The following is an 18498-nucleotide window of genomic DNA, read 5'->3' as shown; positions in this document are numbered from 1 at the left end:
AAGGGGGGAAAAGCGTTCCACGCACCGAAGTAAAGCGCATCCCCGAAGGGGACAGCGAGCAGGAGCGCCTCTTTCCTTCCAACGTTCCTCCAGTTTGCGGGAGCCCAGAGGGCAGCAGGCCCTCGGACGCCCTCCCTTACGGTAAGGGAGGGGTGGGGAGGGTTGAGACCTGGGGATAAAAAAATGACGTCCCCCAGCTTACGCCGAGCAAACGTCATTGCGTCTCATTCATTTACTATGCTTCAGAGTAATAACGACCCGCCGGTTCGGCTCTTCGCCTTTACTGTAAGTTTTGACCTCCGGGTGATCCTGAAGTTTGGAATGAATCACTTTGCGCTCCTGCGGCGACATCGGTTCGAGCGTAACCTCTTTACGCGTTCGAACGACCCGTCCGGCCAATCTGACGGCAAGCTCCTCCAGCGTTTTCTTCCGGCGTTCCCGGAAGTTTTCGGCATCGAGGACGATGCGGATGAAGCTGTCGGAATAACGGTTAGCGATGATATTCGCCAAATATTGCAGCGCGTCGAGGGTTTGCCCTCTCCGCCCGATCATTAAACCCAAATCATGGCCCGAAATGTTCAACACGGTATGGTCTTTGCCATGGGAGCCTTCGACTTTGACGTCCAAGCCCATGTTTTCGCCGACCTCCCGGATGAATGACGCCGCCTCCGCGTAGGGATCCTTCTCGCTTCCCGCCGCCTTCTCCTCTATCACGGAAGCAGACGAACGAGGTGCCGAAGCAGCCCTATTCGGGGTGGGTACTGATACAGGGGCAGGTTCCTCAACCAAAGTAAGCTCAACCTTTGCTTCCTTTCCCCCAAACAGTCCCAGGAATCCTTTTGATGGCTGCTCTAACACGTTCACGGCGACTTTATCCTCGGTGGTGCCGAGCTTGGCCAATCCTTGTCTTACAGCATCTTCAATGGTTTTTCCCGACGTCACGATTTTATTCATTTCGATTTTTTGGCCTCCTTGGCACCCTTACCGGGATGACCGGCTTTTAGATTGGAGCCGCCTCGCTTCTTGTTCCCAGAGCCGGAAGATGAACCGCCGCCGCCTGCTGTAACAGCAGCCGCAGCCAAAGCCGGATCTTTCTTACGGTAGATAAAGAAGTTTTGCGCAATTGTGTACAGGTTACTGAAAATCCAGTACAACGGCAACGCAGCGGCGAAATTGTACGCCATGACAAAAATCAAAATCGGATAGACCCACATCATAAACGCCATCGGGCCTTGCATGCCCTGCGGATTCACGCTCGACATCATCTTCGTTTGAATAAAAGTCGTCAGAGCCGCGACCGCCGGCAAGATAAACAATTTGTCAGGTTCGCCGAGCTGCAGCCACAGGAAGGAATGCTCTCGGATCGCCGAGTTGTAGTAAATCGAATTATACAACGCAATGAACACCGGCATCTGAATGATCAACGGGAAACAACCCGCCATCGGATTGACCTTGTGTTCCTGGAATAGCTTCATGGTCTCCTGCTGTTGTAGCTCCGGATTATCTTTATATTGCTCACGGATTTTCTGGAGCTGAGGCTGAATGGCCTGCATCGCTTTCGAACTCTTGACCTGCTTCAGTGTCAAAGGCAGGATCAACGTCCGAACGATCAGCACCATAATCAAAATCGCTACGCCATAAGCACCATTAAACCATTTTGCAAACGTATCCAGTACGAGCGAGAAATAGTAAACCACGTTCGCGGTCCACCACGAATTGCTATCCTTCATATTTTCCGTCGTGGTTGCCAAATGAGCATTCTGCGGAGCGCATCCCGCGAGAACCGCTACCATCACGACCGCCAGAAGGAGAAGAAGCCATCTTCTTCGGTTAGTCATCAATCGCGACACTTTAAAACCCCTCTCTTAACCTATCCATTCAACGTAAATCATAACATATTTGAAGGGACAAAGAAACAAGCCTGCCTAACGCCCGGAAGCCCGCAGCAGCGAAGCTTTTCGAAGCACGTGAAGCACGCTTTTTTCGAGGTCCTTATATTCCATTCCAACGGCCCCATTACGCACGATCAGGATCAGGTCGACATGGTCGCGAATTTCCGCTTCATGCAGTCGGACGATCTCTTTTAACATCCGCCGCATCCGGTTGCGAACGACGGCATTTCCGATTTTTTTGCTGGCCGATACCCCCAGGCGAAAACGTTCAATATCCGGTTTATTGGACCAGTACACCACCAGCTGACGATTCGCAAAGGACTTACCAAACCGGTAGATGCGGTTAAAATCGGCGCGGTTTCTCAAACGAAGTTGTTTATGCACGAGCAATCTCCTTGATTCATCAATTCTAAATTAGTATTGACCAAACGTCGCCGTAACTCTCGCGCTAGGCTCAAGTATAAAAAAAAGACCACCGCGGTGGTCTTTACGCACGCTTTACGCACTCAGTACTTTTCTGCCTTTGAGACGACGAGCAGCTAGAACCTTGCGGCCGTTTTTCGTGCTCATTCTTTTGCGGAAACCGTGAACCTTTTTACGTTTGCTCACATTCGGTTTGAAAGTTGGTTTCATTTATCGCACCCCCTTACAGGATTATCATTATCTGTATGTTTACCATTTTCATATCCACAGAAAATGCCTTTATACATTTAACCACACCGCCTAGGAAAAGTCAACCGAACTTCCCTCGCCATCTCCCGCTATTCCCTTCCCATTATCCACAATCCACAGCCCTCGTAACGAAAAAAAATCACGCTTCAGTTTTCCACAGCCTTCCCGATAACCTCCTCGCATATAAGTTATGCACATGTGGAAAAGTACTTTCAACCGAAAGAACCCGTCAAGAAGCGCCTTCTTGTAGATGGTTTACAGCCAAATCGAATCGGAGTATATTCAATTTATAAGTTGTATACAAGTATACAATAATTCGAAATGAGGTGCTTACTTCTATGAAATTAGGTATGATCGGGCTTGGAAAAATGGGCTTTCATCTCGTTCTGAATCTGCTGGAGCACGGACATGACGTTGTGGCTCATGACATGAATCCGCGGTCAGTTGCAGGCGCAGCTGAAAAAGGCGCAGTCCCCGCCGCCAGCCTGGAGGAACTCGTCGCTGCTCTAGAAACGCCAAGATTCATATGGGTGATGGTTCCGGCCGGTGCTCCGCTGTGTTCGGTCGTCGATCAGCTAACCCCTTTGTTAGAACCGGGCGATGTCGTCATTGACGGCGGAAATTCGCATTACAAAAACTCGCTGGAGTTATCGGAACAACTGGCGGCGCAGGGCATTCGCTTCCTCGATGTCGGTACGTCCGGGGGTGTCGAAGGCGCGGAGCAAGGCGGCTGCTTTATGATCGGCGGCGAGGAAGAGGCCTTCCGGTTGATGGAACCGATCTTTCGTGATATCGCCGTTAGCGGCGGATATCTGTATGCCGGTCCTTCCGGGAGCGGCCATTTTCTCAAAATGGTCCATAACGGAATTGAATATGGCATGATGCAGGCCATTGCCGAAGGCTTTGAGTTGCTAGACAAAAGCCCTTATGATTACGATTTCGAGCAGGTCGCCCGAGTATGGTCGAATGGTTCGGTCATTCGCAGCTGGCTGATGGAACTGACGCAAAACGCTTTTGCCAAAGATCCGAAGCTGGAAGGAATCCGCGGTGTCATGCATTCCTCTGGAGAAGGTAAATGGACAGTGGAAACGGCGCTGGATCTGCAAGCAAACGCACCGGTGATCGCGATGTCGCTGTTCATGCGTTACCGTTCGCTCCAGGAGGACACGTTTCACGGCAAAGTAGTCGCGGCGCTGCGCAACGAATTTGGCGGACATGCGGTAGAGTCGACTAAATAAATCATTTAATTTCCTCCAAAAACCTTGAGCGAGATTCCCCATCCGACAATATTCATGCTATGATCGAAGTATTTAGGTTTCATCGATCATCAAGCGGGATGACATCCCTTGGAATAGGAGAAATATCGCATGCAATACCCTTCTTCCTGGTTGAAAGGCAGTTCGCTCGGCGAATCGATCGCCGCAGAGCTGCGACTGCAAATCATAGCAGGCACGATCAAGCCAGACGCGGTCCTGTCGGAAAATCGCATCGCCGCGGATTTCGGCACGAGCCGCTCCCCGGTCCGCGAGGCGCTAAAAACGCTCTCCGGCGAAGGTCTGATCCGCCTACAACGCATGGGTGCGGTCGTCAATGGCCTTAGCCTGCAGGACGTGGACGAATTGTACGATGTTCGTTATTTAATTGAAAGCTTCGCCTCCCAGCGGATGGCGGATGATCCAGAGGCACTGATTGCTCCGCTATCGCAAATCATCGACAAAATGGTCTTGGCCGGCAAACACCGGGACGTCGTAGAATTCGCCTATCAGGATCTCTGTTTTCACGAGACGATTATTGCCGGAGCGAACCATACCCGCATCATGCATCTGTGGACCAGCATCCGCCAAATCGTGATGACGGTCATGTTGATTACGACGCGGGAAGTTTTGTCGCAAGGTGAGGACAAAATCGACTATGTGATCGGGAAACACCGCAAGCTGCTGCAGGCATTAGAGTCCCGTGACGCCGACATTATTGGACGGAACGTCGAGGAATACTTCGCCGACTCGCACCGCACGCTTCAGACGAGCATCCCTCAATAATTCGAGCTGGGACGGTACCCCGGGCCCTTTTGGCCGTTTATTCTTGTCGACAAGTATACAGAATGGGATTTGACCTCCTCGGGCTGAGCTTTATTTTTCGAGGCAAAACTCATTACAATGAAAATAAGAAGAATTGACGTGGAAAGAAGGTAGGGTATGGGTTCTTTGACGCATATGATTGGCCTGGATATCGGCACGACCAGCACGAAAGCCGTGTTATATGAACGCAGCGGCCAAGTGATCGCCACGGCCAATGAAGAATATCCGCTATACACGCCCTCCGCTGCGGTGGCGGAGCAGGATCCCGAGGAGATTTTTGCCGCGGTGATCGCGGTGGTGAGTCAAGTCATGAATACGAGCGGGATTGCTCCTGAACGGATTGGCTTCATCTCCTTCAGCTCAGCGATGCATAGCGTAATCCCGTTGGATGTCGAGGGCAAACCGCTGATGCGTTGTCTCACCTGGGCGGACAACCGCAGTGCGGACTGGTCGGAGAAGCTGAAGAACGAGCTGGGCGGTCACGAAATTTATCTGCGCACCGGCACGCCGATTCACCCGATGTCCCCGCTGACCAAGCTGCTATGGCTGCGTCATGAACGGCCGGAACTGTTCGCACAAGCCCGCAAGTTCGTCTCCATTAAGGAATACATCTTCCTGAAGCTGTTCGGGGAGTACATCGTCGACTATTCGATCGCCTCAGCGACCGGCCTCCTGAATCTGGAGCGGCTGGATTGGGACGAAGAAGCGCTGCGGCTGGCCGGCATCACGCCGGATCAGCTGTCGAAGCTCGTGCCGACGACGCACATCCTGCAAGGCCTGGCGCCAAGTTACGCCAGCGCCATGGCACTCGCCCCCTCCACTCGCTTCGTCATAGGTGCCAGCGACGGCGTTCTGTCCAATCTCGGGGTCGATGCAATCGACCCCGGCGTCGTCGCCGTCACGATCGGTACCAGCGGGGCGATCCGCACCGTTGTCGACCGCCCAAGGACCGATCCCAAGGGCCGAATCTTCTGCTACGCGCTGACGGATAAGCACTGGGTAATCGGGGGGCCGGTCAACAACGGCGGCGTGATTTTCCGCTGGGTGCGGGACGAATTCGCCGCTTCCGAGGTAGAGACGGCGAAACGGCTGGGGATCAGCCCGTACGACGTGCTGACCAAGATCGGCGAGCGCGTCCGTCCGGGCGCGGACGGGCTGCTCTTCCACCCGTACCTGGCCGGCGAACGGGCACCGCTGTGGAATCCGCATGCGCGTGGATCCTTCTTCGGGCTGACGCTGCGCCATCAGAAGGAACACATGATCCGGGCCGTGCTGGAAGGCGTGATTTACAACCTCTATACGGTACTTCTGGCGATGGAAGAACAAATCGGACGGCCGCAGAAAATCCAAGCGACGGGCGGCTTTGCCCGCTCCCCACTGTGGCGCCAAATGATGGCTGATATTTTCGACCAACAGGTCGTTATCCCGGAGAGCTATGAGAGCTCCTGCTTGGGCGCAGTAGTGCTCGGCTTGTATGCATTAGGGGAAATCGACTCCTTCGAAGTCGTCAAAGAAATGGTAGGTGGCACCCATCAGCATACGCCAAATCCGGAACATGCAGCAATTTATAAACAGCTGCTGCCGATCTATATTCGCATTTCGCGCAAGCTGGAGGAAGATTACGAGGCGATCGCCAAGTTCCAGCAGCAACAATCCGAACAATAATTCACTCGATGATAGATGATAAAAATCCGACCACCCGTAAGGGTTGGTCGGATTTTTATTTTTACCAAGAAGAACGAAGCTAACTGTCTATCCCTGCCGGTTGATTTATACACATCAAATTCGGTAGTTCGAGCTTTCTTGTAATAACCTGTGAATATTTTTTTTGAGATTTTGGGACTCCCTGTCGAATTTTAAACAAATTATAAACAATATGTAGTGGTGTGCATGATAATTATGCACAAGTTATTGAATTTGTGGATAAAAGCAGACAGCTCATTGAAAAACAGGCCTTCTTTTGCTATGATTATATTGTTTTCGTTGTGAATATCTAAGTTTATCCGCTGATTTATTAACAGGCTGTGGATAACATTGTGAACAATTCGAAATTTTATCGTTTTAAAATGATTATACTTTACTTAACACTGGGGATAAAATTCCCCTTTATTTATGTTTTTTCGACCTCTTTCTGCATGGCTTAAGCCACAATTGGAAGATTTAAAAGGAGTGACAGTCTGTGGACAGCCATACTTCGGAAATATGGCAACATATCTTATCCATCATTAATACGAAATTGAGTAAACCTAGCTTTGACACCTGGTTTAAAGCAACCAAGGTGGTCTCCTTGACCGATCAAACGATCGTGATCTCCGCTCCGACCACGTTCGCAGTGGAATGGCTGGAGAGCCGCTATACCAAGCTGGTGGCCACCACCGTTCTTGAGGTGATCGGCAAGCAGGTCGACGTCTCCTTCGTGATTGAGGAGTCGGCCCCGCCCGAGCAAGCTCAGGTTTACAAGGAACCTCCCGCTCCCGTCCCAAGCGAGGAAAGCGTTTCCCATATGCTTAATCCGAAGTATACGTTCGACACTTTCGTTATCGGATCGGGCAACCGGTTTGCCCATGCCGCCTCCCTGGCGGTTGCCGAGGCGCCGGCGCGGGCGTACAATCCACTGTTCCTCTATGGTGGTGTGGGACTGGGCAAGACGCATCTGATGCATGCGATTGGACATTACATTTTGGAACACAGCCCCAGCAGTAAAGTCGTATACATCTCCTCCGAGAAATTTACGAATGAATTCATCAACTCCATCCGGGACAACCGCGCGGAAAGCTTCCGCAACAAATACCGCAACATCGATATTTTGCTGATCGACGACATTCAATTTCTCGCCGGCAAGGAATCAACCCAGGAGGAGTTCTTCCATACGTTTAACGCGCTGCATGAGGAGCGCAAGCAAATTATTATCTCCAGCGACCGACCGCCGAAAGAGATTCCAACGCTTGAGGAGCGGCTCCGCTCCCGGTTCGAATGGGGACTGATCACCGATATCCAACCGCCGGATCTCGAGACCCGGATCGCGATTTTGCGGAAGAAAGCCAAAGCGGAAAACCTCGATATTCCGAATGAAGCGATGATGTACATCGCGAATCAGATCGATACCAACATCCGCGAGCTGGAAGGCGCGCTCATCCGCGTCGTCGCCTACTCTTCCTTGATCAATCAAGACATCACAACCCATTTGGCCGCCGAGGCGCTGAAGGATATCATTCCTTCCAGCCGTCCGAAGATGATCACGATTCAGGACATCCAGCAAAAGGTCGGCGATTACTACAATTTGAAGCTGGACGACTTCAAGGCGCGCAAACGAACCAAGGCGATTGCGTTTCCGCGGCAAATCGCTATGTATCTAGCCCGAGAGCTGACCGATTTCTCGCTGCCGAAGATCGGCGACGCATTTGGCGGACGCGACCATACGACGGTCATTCACGCCCACGAGAAAATCACTCAGCAACTGAAGGCGGACCAGGAGCTATTCAAAATTGTGAACAACATTACCGAAAAAATAAAAAGTGCTACCTGAATAAGGGATAAGCCTATGCACATGATATTCACATGTGGATAGGCTTCATTTCATATTGATTTGGTTGTTATCCACATATTCAGTGCCCCTACTACTTCTTCTAATCTATTAAAAGATATATACATCTTCATAAACGGCGGACAAGCCACCGGTTCGGGGAACCTCTTCCAAGCCATCTTGTCCAGTCCAAAGAGGAAGAGAGTTTGGATTGCCTCAACCGTACATACCTCTAGGTTATGCTTCGGAGGCCATGAATATGACGACTCAAGGGCTTCCGAAGTGATGAAGTGAGTTTAACTGCAATGATAATCATAGAAGCGTATGCTTCATAAAACGTTTAGGAGTTGAATTTATGAAAATCCGTATTTTGAAACATGATCTCAATGAATCGATCCAACACGTGTCCAAGGCCATTTCGAGCCGGACAACGATTCCGATTTTGACCGGGATCAAGCTGGATGTGAACTTTCAAGGGATGACCCTGACCGCCAGCGATACGGACATTTCCATCCAGGCCTTTATTCCGGCTGAGGATCAAGAGAAGCAAATCGTTCAAGTGGAACGTCCTGGTAGTGTTGTCCTGCCAGCAAAATTCTTCGTTGAAATTATTAAGAAGCTGCCTTCCTCCGAGATCGAAATGGAAGTGCAGGATGGGTTTCAAACCTTCATCCGCTCCGGCTCGACCGATATCCAAATGGTAGGACTTGATCCAGAGGAATTCCCTGTACTGCCTAGCATCGAAGAGAATCAGGTCATTTCGATTCCCGGCGATTTGTTGAAGAATATGATTCGCCAAACGGGCTTTTCCATTTCAACGAACGAAACCTCGCCGATTCTGACTGGGGTATTGTGGAACCTGGCGGATAATCAGTTTAAATTCGTAGCGACGGACCGTCACCGTTTAGCCAGCCGGATTGCCGGACTAGACGACTCGGATGGCGTACGTTTTAGCAATATCGTTATAGCCGGTAAAACCTTGAGTGAGCTCAGCAAGATCATTCCTGATCAAAATACACGCGTCGAGATCGTCGTCGCCGACAATCAAGTCTTATTCAAGATCGATCGCGTGTTGTTCTATACTCGCATTCTCGACGGAACTTATCCGGATACTTCCAAGATTATTCCGACCACTTATAAAACAGAACTCGTCCTGGATACCAAGAAGCTAAGCGATTCGATCGACCGCGCTTATTTGCTTTCCCGCGAGGAGAAGACGAATATCGTTCGCCTGCAAACGATGGAAGACGGGACAATCGAAATTTCCTCCAGCTCCTCCGAGCTCGGTAAGGTAACCGAGCAACTGGACGTGGCTCAGTTCACAGGCGAGCCGCTGCGTATTTCCTTTAACTCGAAATACATGCTGGATGTGCTCAAGGTCGTAGAAAGCGAACAGCTGCACATCGGATTTACGGGTGCCATGAGCCCCATCATTATCAAGCCGGTGGACGACAGCCAGAGCCTTTATCTGATCCTGCCATACCGGACTACGAACTAGTCGTTTCAAAGAAAAAAAGGAGCAAACGCCAATGAAAATAATTTCCATCTCGAGCGAATATATTAAACTAGATTCTTTCCTGAAGCTGGCGGATTGTGTGTCCACCGGAGGGATGGCCAAGGCGATCCTGCAGGAAGGTGCTGTGAAGGTCAACCGAGAGGCGGAGGAGCGTCGCGGCCGGAAGCTCTATCCAGGCGATATCGTTGAGGTGGAAGGATGCGGATCTTTTCAGGTGGCGGGAGAACAAGCACCCTGAAGCGCTCTGCCCGGGGCCGGACAGCCAAAGACCCGCGGAGGATGAGGGGGCTTAGAACGTGTTTGTAAATCGACTATCGCTGCAAAACTACCGCAATTACGGCACCCTTACGCTGGACTCTTTTGGCGCGGTTAATCTCATCATTGGGCGGAATGCTCAAGGGAAAACGAACTTGCTCGAGGCGTTGTTCGTACTCGCGCTAACGAAATCGCACCGGACCGGCAAAGACAAGGAGCTGATTTCATTCGGCAGCGACCATGCCGTGGTGTCGGCGGAGGTAGAGAAGAAGTATGGTGCGGTACAACTGGAGCTTCGATTCACGTCGCAAGGCAAGAAAGCGAAGCTGAACGGTTTGGAGCAGCGGAAGTTAAGCGATTTTATCGGGGCCATGAATGTCGTTATGTTCGCTCCTGAGGATTTGGAAATCGTCAAAGGAACTCCCGGGGTAAGGCGCCGGTTCCTTGACATGGAGATCGGTCAGGTTCAGCCGAGCTATCTCTATCATCTTCAGCAGTATCAGAAGGTGCTGATCCAACGAAACAATTTGTTGAAGCAGGCTTGGGGCGCTGGCCCTGAAATGACGACGATGCTAGACATTTGGAACGAACAGTTAGTCGAACATGGTGTTAAAATTATCAAAAAAAGGAAACAATTTATAAGCAAACTGCAAAAGTGGGCAGAGCAGATTCACGAGGGGATTACCGGAGGCGGTGAAACCTTGAAATTGGCTTATCTTCCCTCGTTTGGCGAAGCCGAAGAAGAAGATGAAGCTGTCCTATTGCGGCAATTTATGATAAAGTTATCACAAATGAAAGATCAGGAAATTCGCCGCGGCATGACGCTTTGCGGACCGCACCGCGATGATTTGTCGTTTATTATCAACGGCAATGAGGCGCAGGTCTACGGCTCCCAGGGTCAGCAGAGGACGACGGCATTATCTTTGAAACTGGCGGAAATTGAGCTCATCCACGAGGAAATCGGGGAGTACCCGATCCTTCTTTTGGATGACGTCTTATCGGAATTAGATCCTTACCGCCAAACCCAATTGATTGAGACGTTTCAGAGCAAAGTGCAGACGTTCATTACGGCTACAGGGATCGAAAGCATCAATGCGAGCCGGCTACAGGACGCCAGCATTTTTCATGTTCAGGAAGGACAAGTCCAAGGCTAAGGACGGAGGAAAACGGATGTATATTCATTTGGGCGGAGAAAAGGTGATTCTCTCTTCTGAGCTGATCGCCATTTTCGATATCACGATCGAGAAATCTTCAAAAATATCCAAGCAGTTCCTCAGCCATGCGCTTGAGGTAAAGAACGTGGTGCGCATCGGCGAAGAGGAACCGAAGTCGATCGTCGTGACCCAGAAGGAGATCTACTACTCGCCGATATCCTCCGCAACGCTGAAGAAGAAAGCGAACGTGATTTTGGCGGTTTAGCCTTGAGTTTGATTCTAGAGAAGTAGGTGAAGGCATTGTCAATGAACGAACAAACATATGACGAGAGTAATATTCAGGTGCTTGAAGGTTTGGAAGCGGTGCGCAAACGGCCGGGGATGTACATCGGTTCGACCAGCGCACGGGGCCTGCATCACTTGGTATGGGAAGTCGTAGACAATAGTATCGACGAAGCGCTGGCCGGCTATGCGAACAAAATCGACGTCATCGTTCATCATGATAACAGCGTAACGGTCATCGATAACGGCCGGGGGATTCCGGTTGGTTTGAACGAGAAGCTGCAGAAGTCGACGCTGGAAGTCGTTATGACCGTGCTTCATGCGGGCGGGAAATTCGGCGGCGGCGGATATAAGGTATCCGGGGGCTTGCACGGGGTTGGCGTTTCCGTCGTGAATGCTCTGTCCACTAAGGTCATTGTCGAAGTTAAGCGGGATGGTCATGTGTATCAGCAGGAGTACCATCGCGGTGCACCCCAATACGATGTACGAGAGATCGGGGATACGACCGAAACGGGAACGAAGACGAGATTTTATCCGGATCCGGAAATTTTCACTGAGACGACCACCTTTGATTACAATACGTTGTTGACGCGGGTTCGGGAATTAGCCTTTTTGAACAAAGGCATTAATATCACCATTGCCGATGAACGTACCGATCACAGTGATTCCTTCCACTACGAAGGCGGGATCATGGAATACGTCCGTTTCCTGAACAATAATCGGGAAGTCCTTCATGAGGATCCGATTTACGTCGAAGGACAACGGGACATGATCCAGGTTGAAGTTTCATTGCAATATAACGACAGCTATACGGAAAATATTTATTCTTTCGCGAACAATATTCATACGCATGAGGGTGGAACGCACGAGTCCGGCTTTAAGAGCGCACTGACCCGGATCATCAATGATTACGCCCGCAAGACCGGTATGATCAAGGATAATGATTCGAACTTGACCGGGGATGACGTCCGTGAAGGCTTGACGGCCATTATTTCCGTTAAAATTCCGGAACCGCAGTTCGAAGGTCAAACGAAAACCAAGCTGGGCAATAGCGAGGTACGGGGTATCGTAGAATCGCTATTCGCCGAGAAGTTGCAGGAGTTCATGGATGAGAATCCTTCCGTGTCCCGGCGGATCTTGGAGAAGTCGCTGCAAGCTTCGCGGGCACGAGAAGCCGCTCGGAAAGCCCGCGAGTTGACGCGGCGCAAGAGCGCGCTTGAAGTCAGTGCCTTGCCGGGCAAACTGGCCGACTGCTCCTCGAAAGACGCTTCGATCAGTGAACTGTACATCGTCGAAGGAGACTCGGCGGGCGGATCGGCGAAGCAAGGACGGGATCGCCATTTTCAGGCGATTTTGCCGCTGCGCGGGAAGATTCTGAACGTCGAGAAAGCACGGCTGGACCGGATTCTCGGCAATGCTGAGATTCGGGCGATCATTACGGCGCTCGGCACCGGGATCGGCGAGGAATTTGATATCGGGAAGGCACGATATCATAAGATCATCATCATGACGGATGCCGACGTCGACGGTGCGCATATTCGCACGCTGTTGTTGACCTTCTTCTTCCGCTACATGCGTAAAATCATCGAAGCGGGTTACGTCTACATCGCGCAGCCGCCATTGTTCAAAATCGAGCGCAACAAAGTGGTTCGTTACGCCGGCTCAGAGAAGGAACGCGATGAAATCATCGCAGAATTTGGCGAAGGCGTTAAAGTCAACGTACAGCGGTACAAAGGTCTGGGTGAGATGAACGCTGAACAGCTCTGGGAAACAACGATGGATCCAGAGAGCCGCACGATGCAGCAGGTATCGATTTCCGATGCGATCCAGGCGGATGCGATCTTCGATACGCTGATGGGCGACAACGTGGAGCCGCGGCGTGATTTCATCCATGAGCACGCGAAATACGTTAAGAACCTCGATATCTAAGCATTTTAATAGACGCCCTATAGAAAAGGCTGTTCTAACTAGCCGGGATTCCCCTGGCTAAGTCGGAACAGCCTTTTCCTATTTCGCTTTGGAAGATTTGCCTTTTAACCGTCCGTAAGCGACGGCGTAACGCCGGATTTTTTGGTACACCTCTTTCGGATGCAGCATTTTGAAGGGAAATAGGGCCGGCTTCGTATTGATTTCAAGAATCCAGATTTGATGCTGCTCGTCAATCGCGATATCCAAGCCGATTTCCTTAAGTTTGGGGAATTTACGAGCCAGTTGGACCGCCGCCTGTACGCCAACCGATTTCATTTCCTTGTATTTCTCAGTAAATTCCTTGGGTGTCAAATAGGACCCTAGCAAATCCTCGATTAACATGACGCTGCCGCCCCCATGATAGTTGGTGATGACTTTTTGCTGTGCGGCAATCCGCCCGATAAACCCGGTGGTTTCCCAGGTCTTATTCGGTGTTTGCTGCACGAGGGCGCGGATATCAAACCTGCGGCGGCGGTAAGTGAGCAAATGGATGCCTTTTTGGATCAGGTAAGGCTTTGTCCCGATCTTCCCGGTTAACGCGGCGTGCAGCTCCTCCAACGTTGGATGCAGTTCATATTCAATTCCGTGCCGGAGCTTATATTGGAGCGGGCTGTCCGGGTTAAGGTCATCTTTCCATAGCTCGATACTCATGACGCCGATGCCATAGGTGCCGTGATCCGGTTTGACGAAGACATAACCGTACGCCACCAGCATATCCCGGAGATGCTCAAAGGAGTATTTTCGCGTATCCGGAATGTATGGACGAAGGGATTCCTTCTGGCGGATCACTTTCGTTTTCTCCCACTTGCTTGCGATACGTTGGATCGTCAAATCGTTTATCCTTCCTTTCTTTCGGGCCGTACGGTCCGTTCTCATCCGTGCGAAAAACATAGGACAGAAGAGAAAAACAATGGTATAATTATAAGATATGGGGATTTTATAAGCTTTTCAGCGATTCCAAGAAAATGCCTATATCCGTAGTGTATGAACGTATGATTCGATGGGAGTGGACACATCCCTATTTTTTTGCTGTCTATATGGATCGTGTACTTAAGACCGGTCACGTTTAATTGAGCTTGATTTGTGAAAGTAATATAATGAAAGTGGCGGTTTTTCGGGCTTTTTCCCATACGAAGGCACGTGGATAGATTATGAAGGAGGTCCAGCATGGCGGAAGAAAAATTCTCTCAAATCATAGATCGGGACATTAATGTGGAAATGCGCGAGTCCTTTATGGATTATGCCATGAGCATTATTGTCAGCCGTGCGTTGCCGGATGTGCGAGATGGTCTGAAACCGGTGCATCGACGCATTCTCTATGCGATGTCCGATTTGGGGATGCATCCGGACAAACCGTTTAAGAAGTCGGCGAGGATCGTCGGCGAAGTTATCGGTAAGTATCACCCCCACGGGGATTCCGCCGTTTACGAGACGATGGTGCGGATGGCACAGGATTTCTCGATGAGATATATGCTCGTCGAAGGCCATGGCAACTTCGGTTCGGTTGACGGTGATATGGCCGCGGCGATGCGGTATACCGAAGCACGGTTATCCAAAATCGCAATGGAAATGCTGCGTGATATCAACAAAGAAACCATCGACTTCATGCCGAACTACGATGGCGAGGAGCATGAACCGGTCGTACTTCCTTCCCGCTTTCCGAACCTGTTGGTCAACGGGGTGTCGGGGATTGCGGTCGGAATGGCGACGAACATTCCGCCGCACAATTTAGGAGAAGTGATCGACGGAGTTCATGCTTTGATCGAGAATCCGGAGATCAGTTCGCTGGAATTGATGGATTATATCAAAGGTCCGGATTTTCCGACGGCAGGTTATATTCTGGGTCGCTCGGGGATCCGTCAAGCGTATACGACAGGTCGCGGCTCCATTACGATGCGAGCCAAGACCACGATTGAGGAACACAACAACAAAGCGCGTATCGTGGTAGAGGAGCTCCCTTATCAGGTCAATAAGGCCCGTTTGGTTGAGAAAATCGCTGAGTTGGTCCGCGAGAAGAAGATCGACGGCATCACCGACTTGCGCGACGAGTCCGACCGTACAGGGATGCGCGTCGTCATCGAGCTTCGCCGGGACGTTAATCCGAACGTCGTACTGAACAATTTGTACAAGCATACGGCGCTGCAAAGCACGTTTGGCATTAATATGCTGGCAATCGTCAACAATGAACCGAAGATTCTGACGCTGAAGGACGTTCTGAGTCATTATCTGAAGCATCAGGTGGAGGTTGTTCGCCGGCGTACGGAATTCGATTTGAAAAAAGCCGAAGCCCGGGCGCATATCCTGGAAGGCTTGCGGATTGCCTTGGATCATATCGACGAGGTTATTGCCTTGATCCGGGGATCCAAATCGGATGAAGAAGCCCGCGAAGGCTTGATGACTCGTTTTGGACTCAGCTTCGAACAGGCACAGGCGATTCTCGACATGAGACTCCGCCGTTTGACCGGTTTGGAACGCGAAAAGATCGAAGACGAATATAACGAATTGCTGCAGAAGATCGCTGAATATCGTGAAATCCTGGCCAACGAACACCTTGTGCTCAAGATTATCGGCGAAGAGTTGCAGGAAATCCGTGAGAGATTTGCTGATGAACGTCGTTCGGAAATTACGATCGGCGAAGAGAGCATTCTTGACGAGGATTTGATCCCACAAGAAGAAGTGGTCATTACGATCACGCATACCGGCTACATCAAACGGTTGCCGGTAACGACGTACCGTAGCCAGAAGCGGGGCGGACGGGGCGTTGTCGGGATGGACACCAAGGATAATGACTTCGTGGAGCATCTGTTCGTAACGAACTCCCATCATTATCTGATGTTCTTTACCGACCGCGGGAAGGCTTACCGGCTCAAAGCGTATGAGATTCCAGAGCTGGGCCGTACCGCGCGGGGGACGCCAATCATCAACCTGATCCAGATCGAGCAGGGGGAGACGGTCAACGCGGTAATTGAGGTCGAACGCTTTGACGACGATAAGTACTTATTCTTCGCCACGAAGAATGGCATCGTAAAGAAAACGCCGATCGAAGACTATATCAATATCCGCAGAGGCGGTTTGATCGCGGTTAACCTGCGCGAGGATGATACGTTGATCGACGTGAAGCTGACCTACGGTAATGAGGAAGTCATCATGGGTACAGCTCAAGGCATGTCGATCCGGTTCCCGGAAAGCGATGTACGCTCGATGGGCCGGGCAGCTACCGGGGTCAAAGGCATCACGTTGGATGACGACGACGCGGTTATTGGCATGGACGTGGTCATTCCGGACCAAGACGTGTTGATCGTTACTGCCAAAGGTTACGGCAAGCGGACGCCGGTTTCGGAATACCGCTCGCAAAGCCGCGGCGGGAAAGGGATCAAAACGATTAATGTAACGGACAAGAACGGGACGGTTGTCGGACTCAAGGTCGTTAAGGATGACGAGGACCTGATGATCATTACCGCGAGCGGTACGTTGATCCGCACGAGCATGGAGGGAATCTCCACCATGGGTCGGAATACGCAAGGCGTGAAGCTGATCAACATCCGCGAGGACGATACTGTTGCGACCGTTTGCCGCTCGGACAAGAGCGAGGAAGAGGATCAAGACGGGGATGCCGAACTCTCGGAAGATCAAGATCAAGCGGTTGAAGGCAATGAAGCAGAATCCGGACAGGATAACGCCGAAGAATAATCTATAAGGACTATAAGGACTCCTGAGACTCCCGTTTCAGGGGTCTTTTTTTGTTTTCTTTTCTCCTCTAAAAAAGAAAGATTGCTAGCTATTTTAACCACGTACTATAATGGGAATAGCGGCTTCTAGTTCTTTGTTCCTAGAATATGTAAAATTGTAGAGACTCAGAACCCTAGTCTTACCCTAAGGAGAGAATAAAGGATGGTTAGTATCTCAATCGCGGATGTCAAACCGGGAGTAAAGTTGTTGAGTCATGTTTATAGTCCATTGGGCGGTCTTTTGCTGCAAAAGGGCAAGGTTTTGCTTCCGAGAGATTTGGATATCTTACGCGCCTTTATGGTCCGGCAGGTTGAAGTAGAAGATTTTGCGGTTCCTGAGCGAAAGGGAGCTGTAGAAACCACGGAATCGCCAAGGACGGCCTTGTCGGGCACAGCTGCGGTGGCAGATAACGCAAAACAAGAGGAGATCAGCACATTAACCTCGTTGTACCGCGAATATGATCGGATGCTGCACTTGACGAAAAGTGCCTTTCAATCCGTGCTCGCCTCAGAATTGCCGATCTACGAGCTTCGTCATCAGTTGGAGGCGCTCGTGCGTCAGCTAAAGCATTATCATGCGTTGACGTTTATCCCACGCAATATGAACGAATACGATTATTTGTATCATAATGCCATTCTTACCTCCTTGACCTCTTATCTGCTGGCGCAATGGCATGGATTGCCTCAGAAGGATTGGATGCAGGTGGCTTTTGCTGGACTGCTTCACGATATCGGGAATACGAAAATCGATCCGGCGATCCTCTATAAACCAACTCAACTGTCTTCGGACGAAGCCGAGGAAATGCGGATGCATACGACTTACGGCTATCAACAGCTACGCAAAACGGCAGCGATTAACGAGGGTGTGCGGCTGACCGCGCTGCAGCACCACGAGAAGATGGACGGTACCGGTTATCCGTTCCACTTGACCAGCGACAAGATTCATATTTACGCGAAGATCGTAAGCGTTGCGGATATCTTCCATGCCATGACGTTGAACCGTCGTTATCGCAAAGCGAAATCGCCTTATTTGGTTCTGGAGGAAATTCGGTCTGAGGCTTTCGGTAAACTTGATCCTGGCGTTGTGCAAACTTTTGTTGATAAGGTCACTCAGTTCCACCACGGGACGCGGGTGCGCTTAAACAACGGGAGTGAAGGGGAAATTGTATTCTCCGATCGGAATCATCCTACGCGCCCGATGGTATCGGTTCAAGGTCAAATCGTTAATTTGGTCGTGGAGCGACAGCTGCATATTGAGGAAGTTCTTTCCTAGGGTTGATTTTTGGGGGTAGTTTGGGGTATATTATTATTTACCCGCTGAAATTTGTAAGACGATGAGTTATGAACTAGAATTCACCGATCGATAAAAAAACTCTTGCAATATTTCTTACAGGGTGATATACTATAAAAGTTGTCGCCGATAAGACGAT

16 protein-coding genes are annotated in these 18498 nt (G+C 50.6%); 11 read left to right on the top strand and 5 right to left on the bottom strand.

Annotated features, from left to right (window positions below; translation table 11 throughout):
* Window positions 1-228: 228 nt before the first annotated feature.
* The 4 genes from jag to rpmH form a co-directional block, all read right to left on the bottom strand.
* Entirely contained in the window at window positions 229-954 is a 726-nt protein-coding gene (gene jag, locus IM700_RS12435; protein WP_193417623.1) for an RNA-binding cell elongation regulator Jag/EloR, read from the bottom strand.
* The gene (locus tag IM700_RS12430; protein WP_193417625.1) at window positions 951-1850 is read right to left on the bottom strand and encodes a YidC/Oxa1 family membrane protein insertase; all 900 of its coding nucleotides are present in this window, start codon (window positions 1848-1850) and stop codon (window positions 951-953) included. The genes jag and IM700_RS12430 overlap by 4 nt, the downstream gene beginning before the upstream one ends.
* 75 nt (window positions 1851-1925) lie before the next feature.
* Window positions 1926-2276 (bottom strand): ribonuclease P protein component, encoded by a 351-nt coding sequence (gene rnpA / locus IM700_RS12425; RefSeq protein ID WP_193417627.1) that lies wholly within the window; start codon window positions 2274-2276, stop codon window positions 1926-1928.
* 114 nt (window positions 2277-2390) lie between these two features.
* Complete coding sequence (rpmH, locus tag IM700_RS12420; RefSeq protein WP_009223341.1) at window positions 2391-2525, bottom strand: 50S ribosomal protein L34; 135 nt, start codon at window positions 2523-2525, stop codon at window positions 2391-2393.
* A gap of 377 nt (window positions 2526-2902) precedes the next feature.
* On the opposite strand from rpmH, the gene gnd reads away from it, so the two are divergent.
* From gnd to gyrB, 9 genes are all read left to right on the top strand, one after another.
* Window positions 2903-3802, top strand: coding sequence for a phosphogluconate dehydrogenase (NAD(+)-dependent, decarboxylating) (gene gnd / locus IM700_RS12415; protein WP_193417629.1), 900 nt, complete (start codon window positions 2903-2905; stop codon window positions 3800-3802).
* Between the two features lie 129 nt (window positions 3803-3931).
* The gene (locus tag IM700_RS12410) at window positions 3932-4603 is read left to right on the top strand and encodes a GntR family transcriptional regulator (protein ID WP_193417631.1); all 672 of its coding nucleotides are present in this window, start codon (window positions 3932-3934) and stop codon (window positions 4601-4603) included.
* Between the two features lie 156 nt (window positions 4604-4759).
* A complete protein-coding gene (gntK, locus tag IM700_RS12405; RefSeq protein WP_193417633.1) occupies window positions 4760-6307 on the top strand; it encodes a gluconokinase in 1548 nt (515 codons plus the stop codon).
* Between the two features lie 514 nt (window positions 6308-6821).
* Window positions 6822-8168 carry a chromosomal replication initiator protein DnaA gene (dnaA, locus tag IM700_RS12400; RefSeq protein ID WP_193417635.1) on the top strand — a complete coding sequence of 449 codons (1347 nt, stop codon included), beginning with the start codon at window positions 6822-6824 and terminating at the stop codon, window positions 8166-8168.
* A gap of 352 nt (window positions 8169-8520) precedes the next feature.
* Window positions 8521-9663, top strand: coding sequence for a DNA polymerase III subunit beta (gene dnaN, locus IM700_RS12395; protein ID WP_193417637.1), 1143 nt, complete (start codon window positions 8521-8523; stop codon window positions 9661-9663).
* A gap of 31 nt (window positions 9664-9694) precedes the next feature.
* Window positions 9695-9919, top strand: a complete 225-nt coding sequence (yaaA, locus tag IM700_RS12390; RefSeq protein ID WP_155604516.1) for a S4 domain-containing protein YaaA — start codon at window positions 9695-9697, stop codon at window positions 9917-9919.
* 58 nt (window positions 9920-9977) lie between these two features.
* Complete coding sequence (gene recF, locus IM700_RS12385; protein ID WP_193417639.1) at window positions 9978-11090, top strand: DNA replication/repair protein RecF; 1113 nt, start codon at window positions 9978-9980, stop codon at window positions 11088-11090.
* 16 nt (window positions 11091-11106) lie between these two features.
* The gene (gene remB, locus IM700_RS12380; protein WP_155604515.1) at window positions 11107-11355 is read left to right on the top strand and encodes an extracellular matrix regulator RemB; all 249 of its coding nucleotides are present in this window, start codon (window positions 11107-11109) and stop codon (window positions 11353-11355) included.
* Between the two features lie 41 nt (window positions 11356-11396).
* Window positions 11397-13301 carry a DNA topoisomerase (ATP-hydrolyzing) subunit B gene (gyrB, locus tag IM700_RS12375; protein WP_193417641.1) on the top strand — a complete coding sequence of 635 codons (1905 nt, stop codon included), beginning with the start codon at window positions 11397-11399 and terminating at the stop codon, window positions 13299-13301.
* A 78-nt stretch (window positions 13302-13379) separates the two neighbouring features.
* Here gyrB and IM700_RS12370 read toward each other — a convergent pair whose 3' ends face one another.
* The gene (locus IM700_RS12370) at window positions 13380-14171 is read right to left on the bottom strand and encodes a YheC/YheD family protein (RefSeq protein WP_239483858.1); all 792 of its coding nucleotides are present in this window, start codon (window positions 14169-14171) and stop codon (window positions 13380-13382) included.
* Between the two features lie 336 nt (window positions 14172-14507).
* Here IM700_RS12370 and gyrA point away from each other — a divergent pair, with 336 nt between their 5' ends.
* Window positions 14508-17030, top strand: a complete 2523-nt coding sequence (gene gyrA / locus IM700_RS12365; RefSeq protein WP_193417645.1) for a DNA gyrase subunit A — start codon at window positions 14508-14510, stop codon at window positions 17028-17030.
* A 201-nt stretch (window positions 17031-17231) separates the two neighbouring features.
* Window positions 17232-18341 (top strand): HD-GYP domain-containing protein, encoded by a 1110-nt coding sequence (locus IM700_RS12360; RefSeq protein WP_193417646.1) that lies wholly within the window; start codon window positions 17232-17234, stop codon window positions 18339-18341.
* Window positions 18342-18498 lie beyond the last annotated feature (157 nt).

Origin of the sequence: Paenibacillus rhizolycopersici (assembly GCF_014947195.2) — a bacterium.
In the GTDB taxonomy this organism is placed as follows: Bacteria; Bacillota; Bacilli; order Paenibacillales; family Paenibacillaceae; genus Fontibacillus; species Fontibacillus rhizolycopersici.
This window is presented reverse-complemented; position numbering and strand designations above follow the sequence as displayed.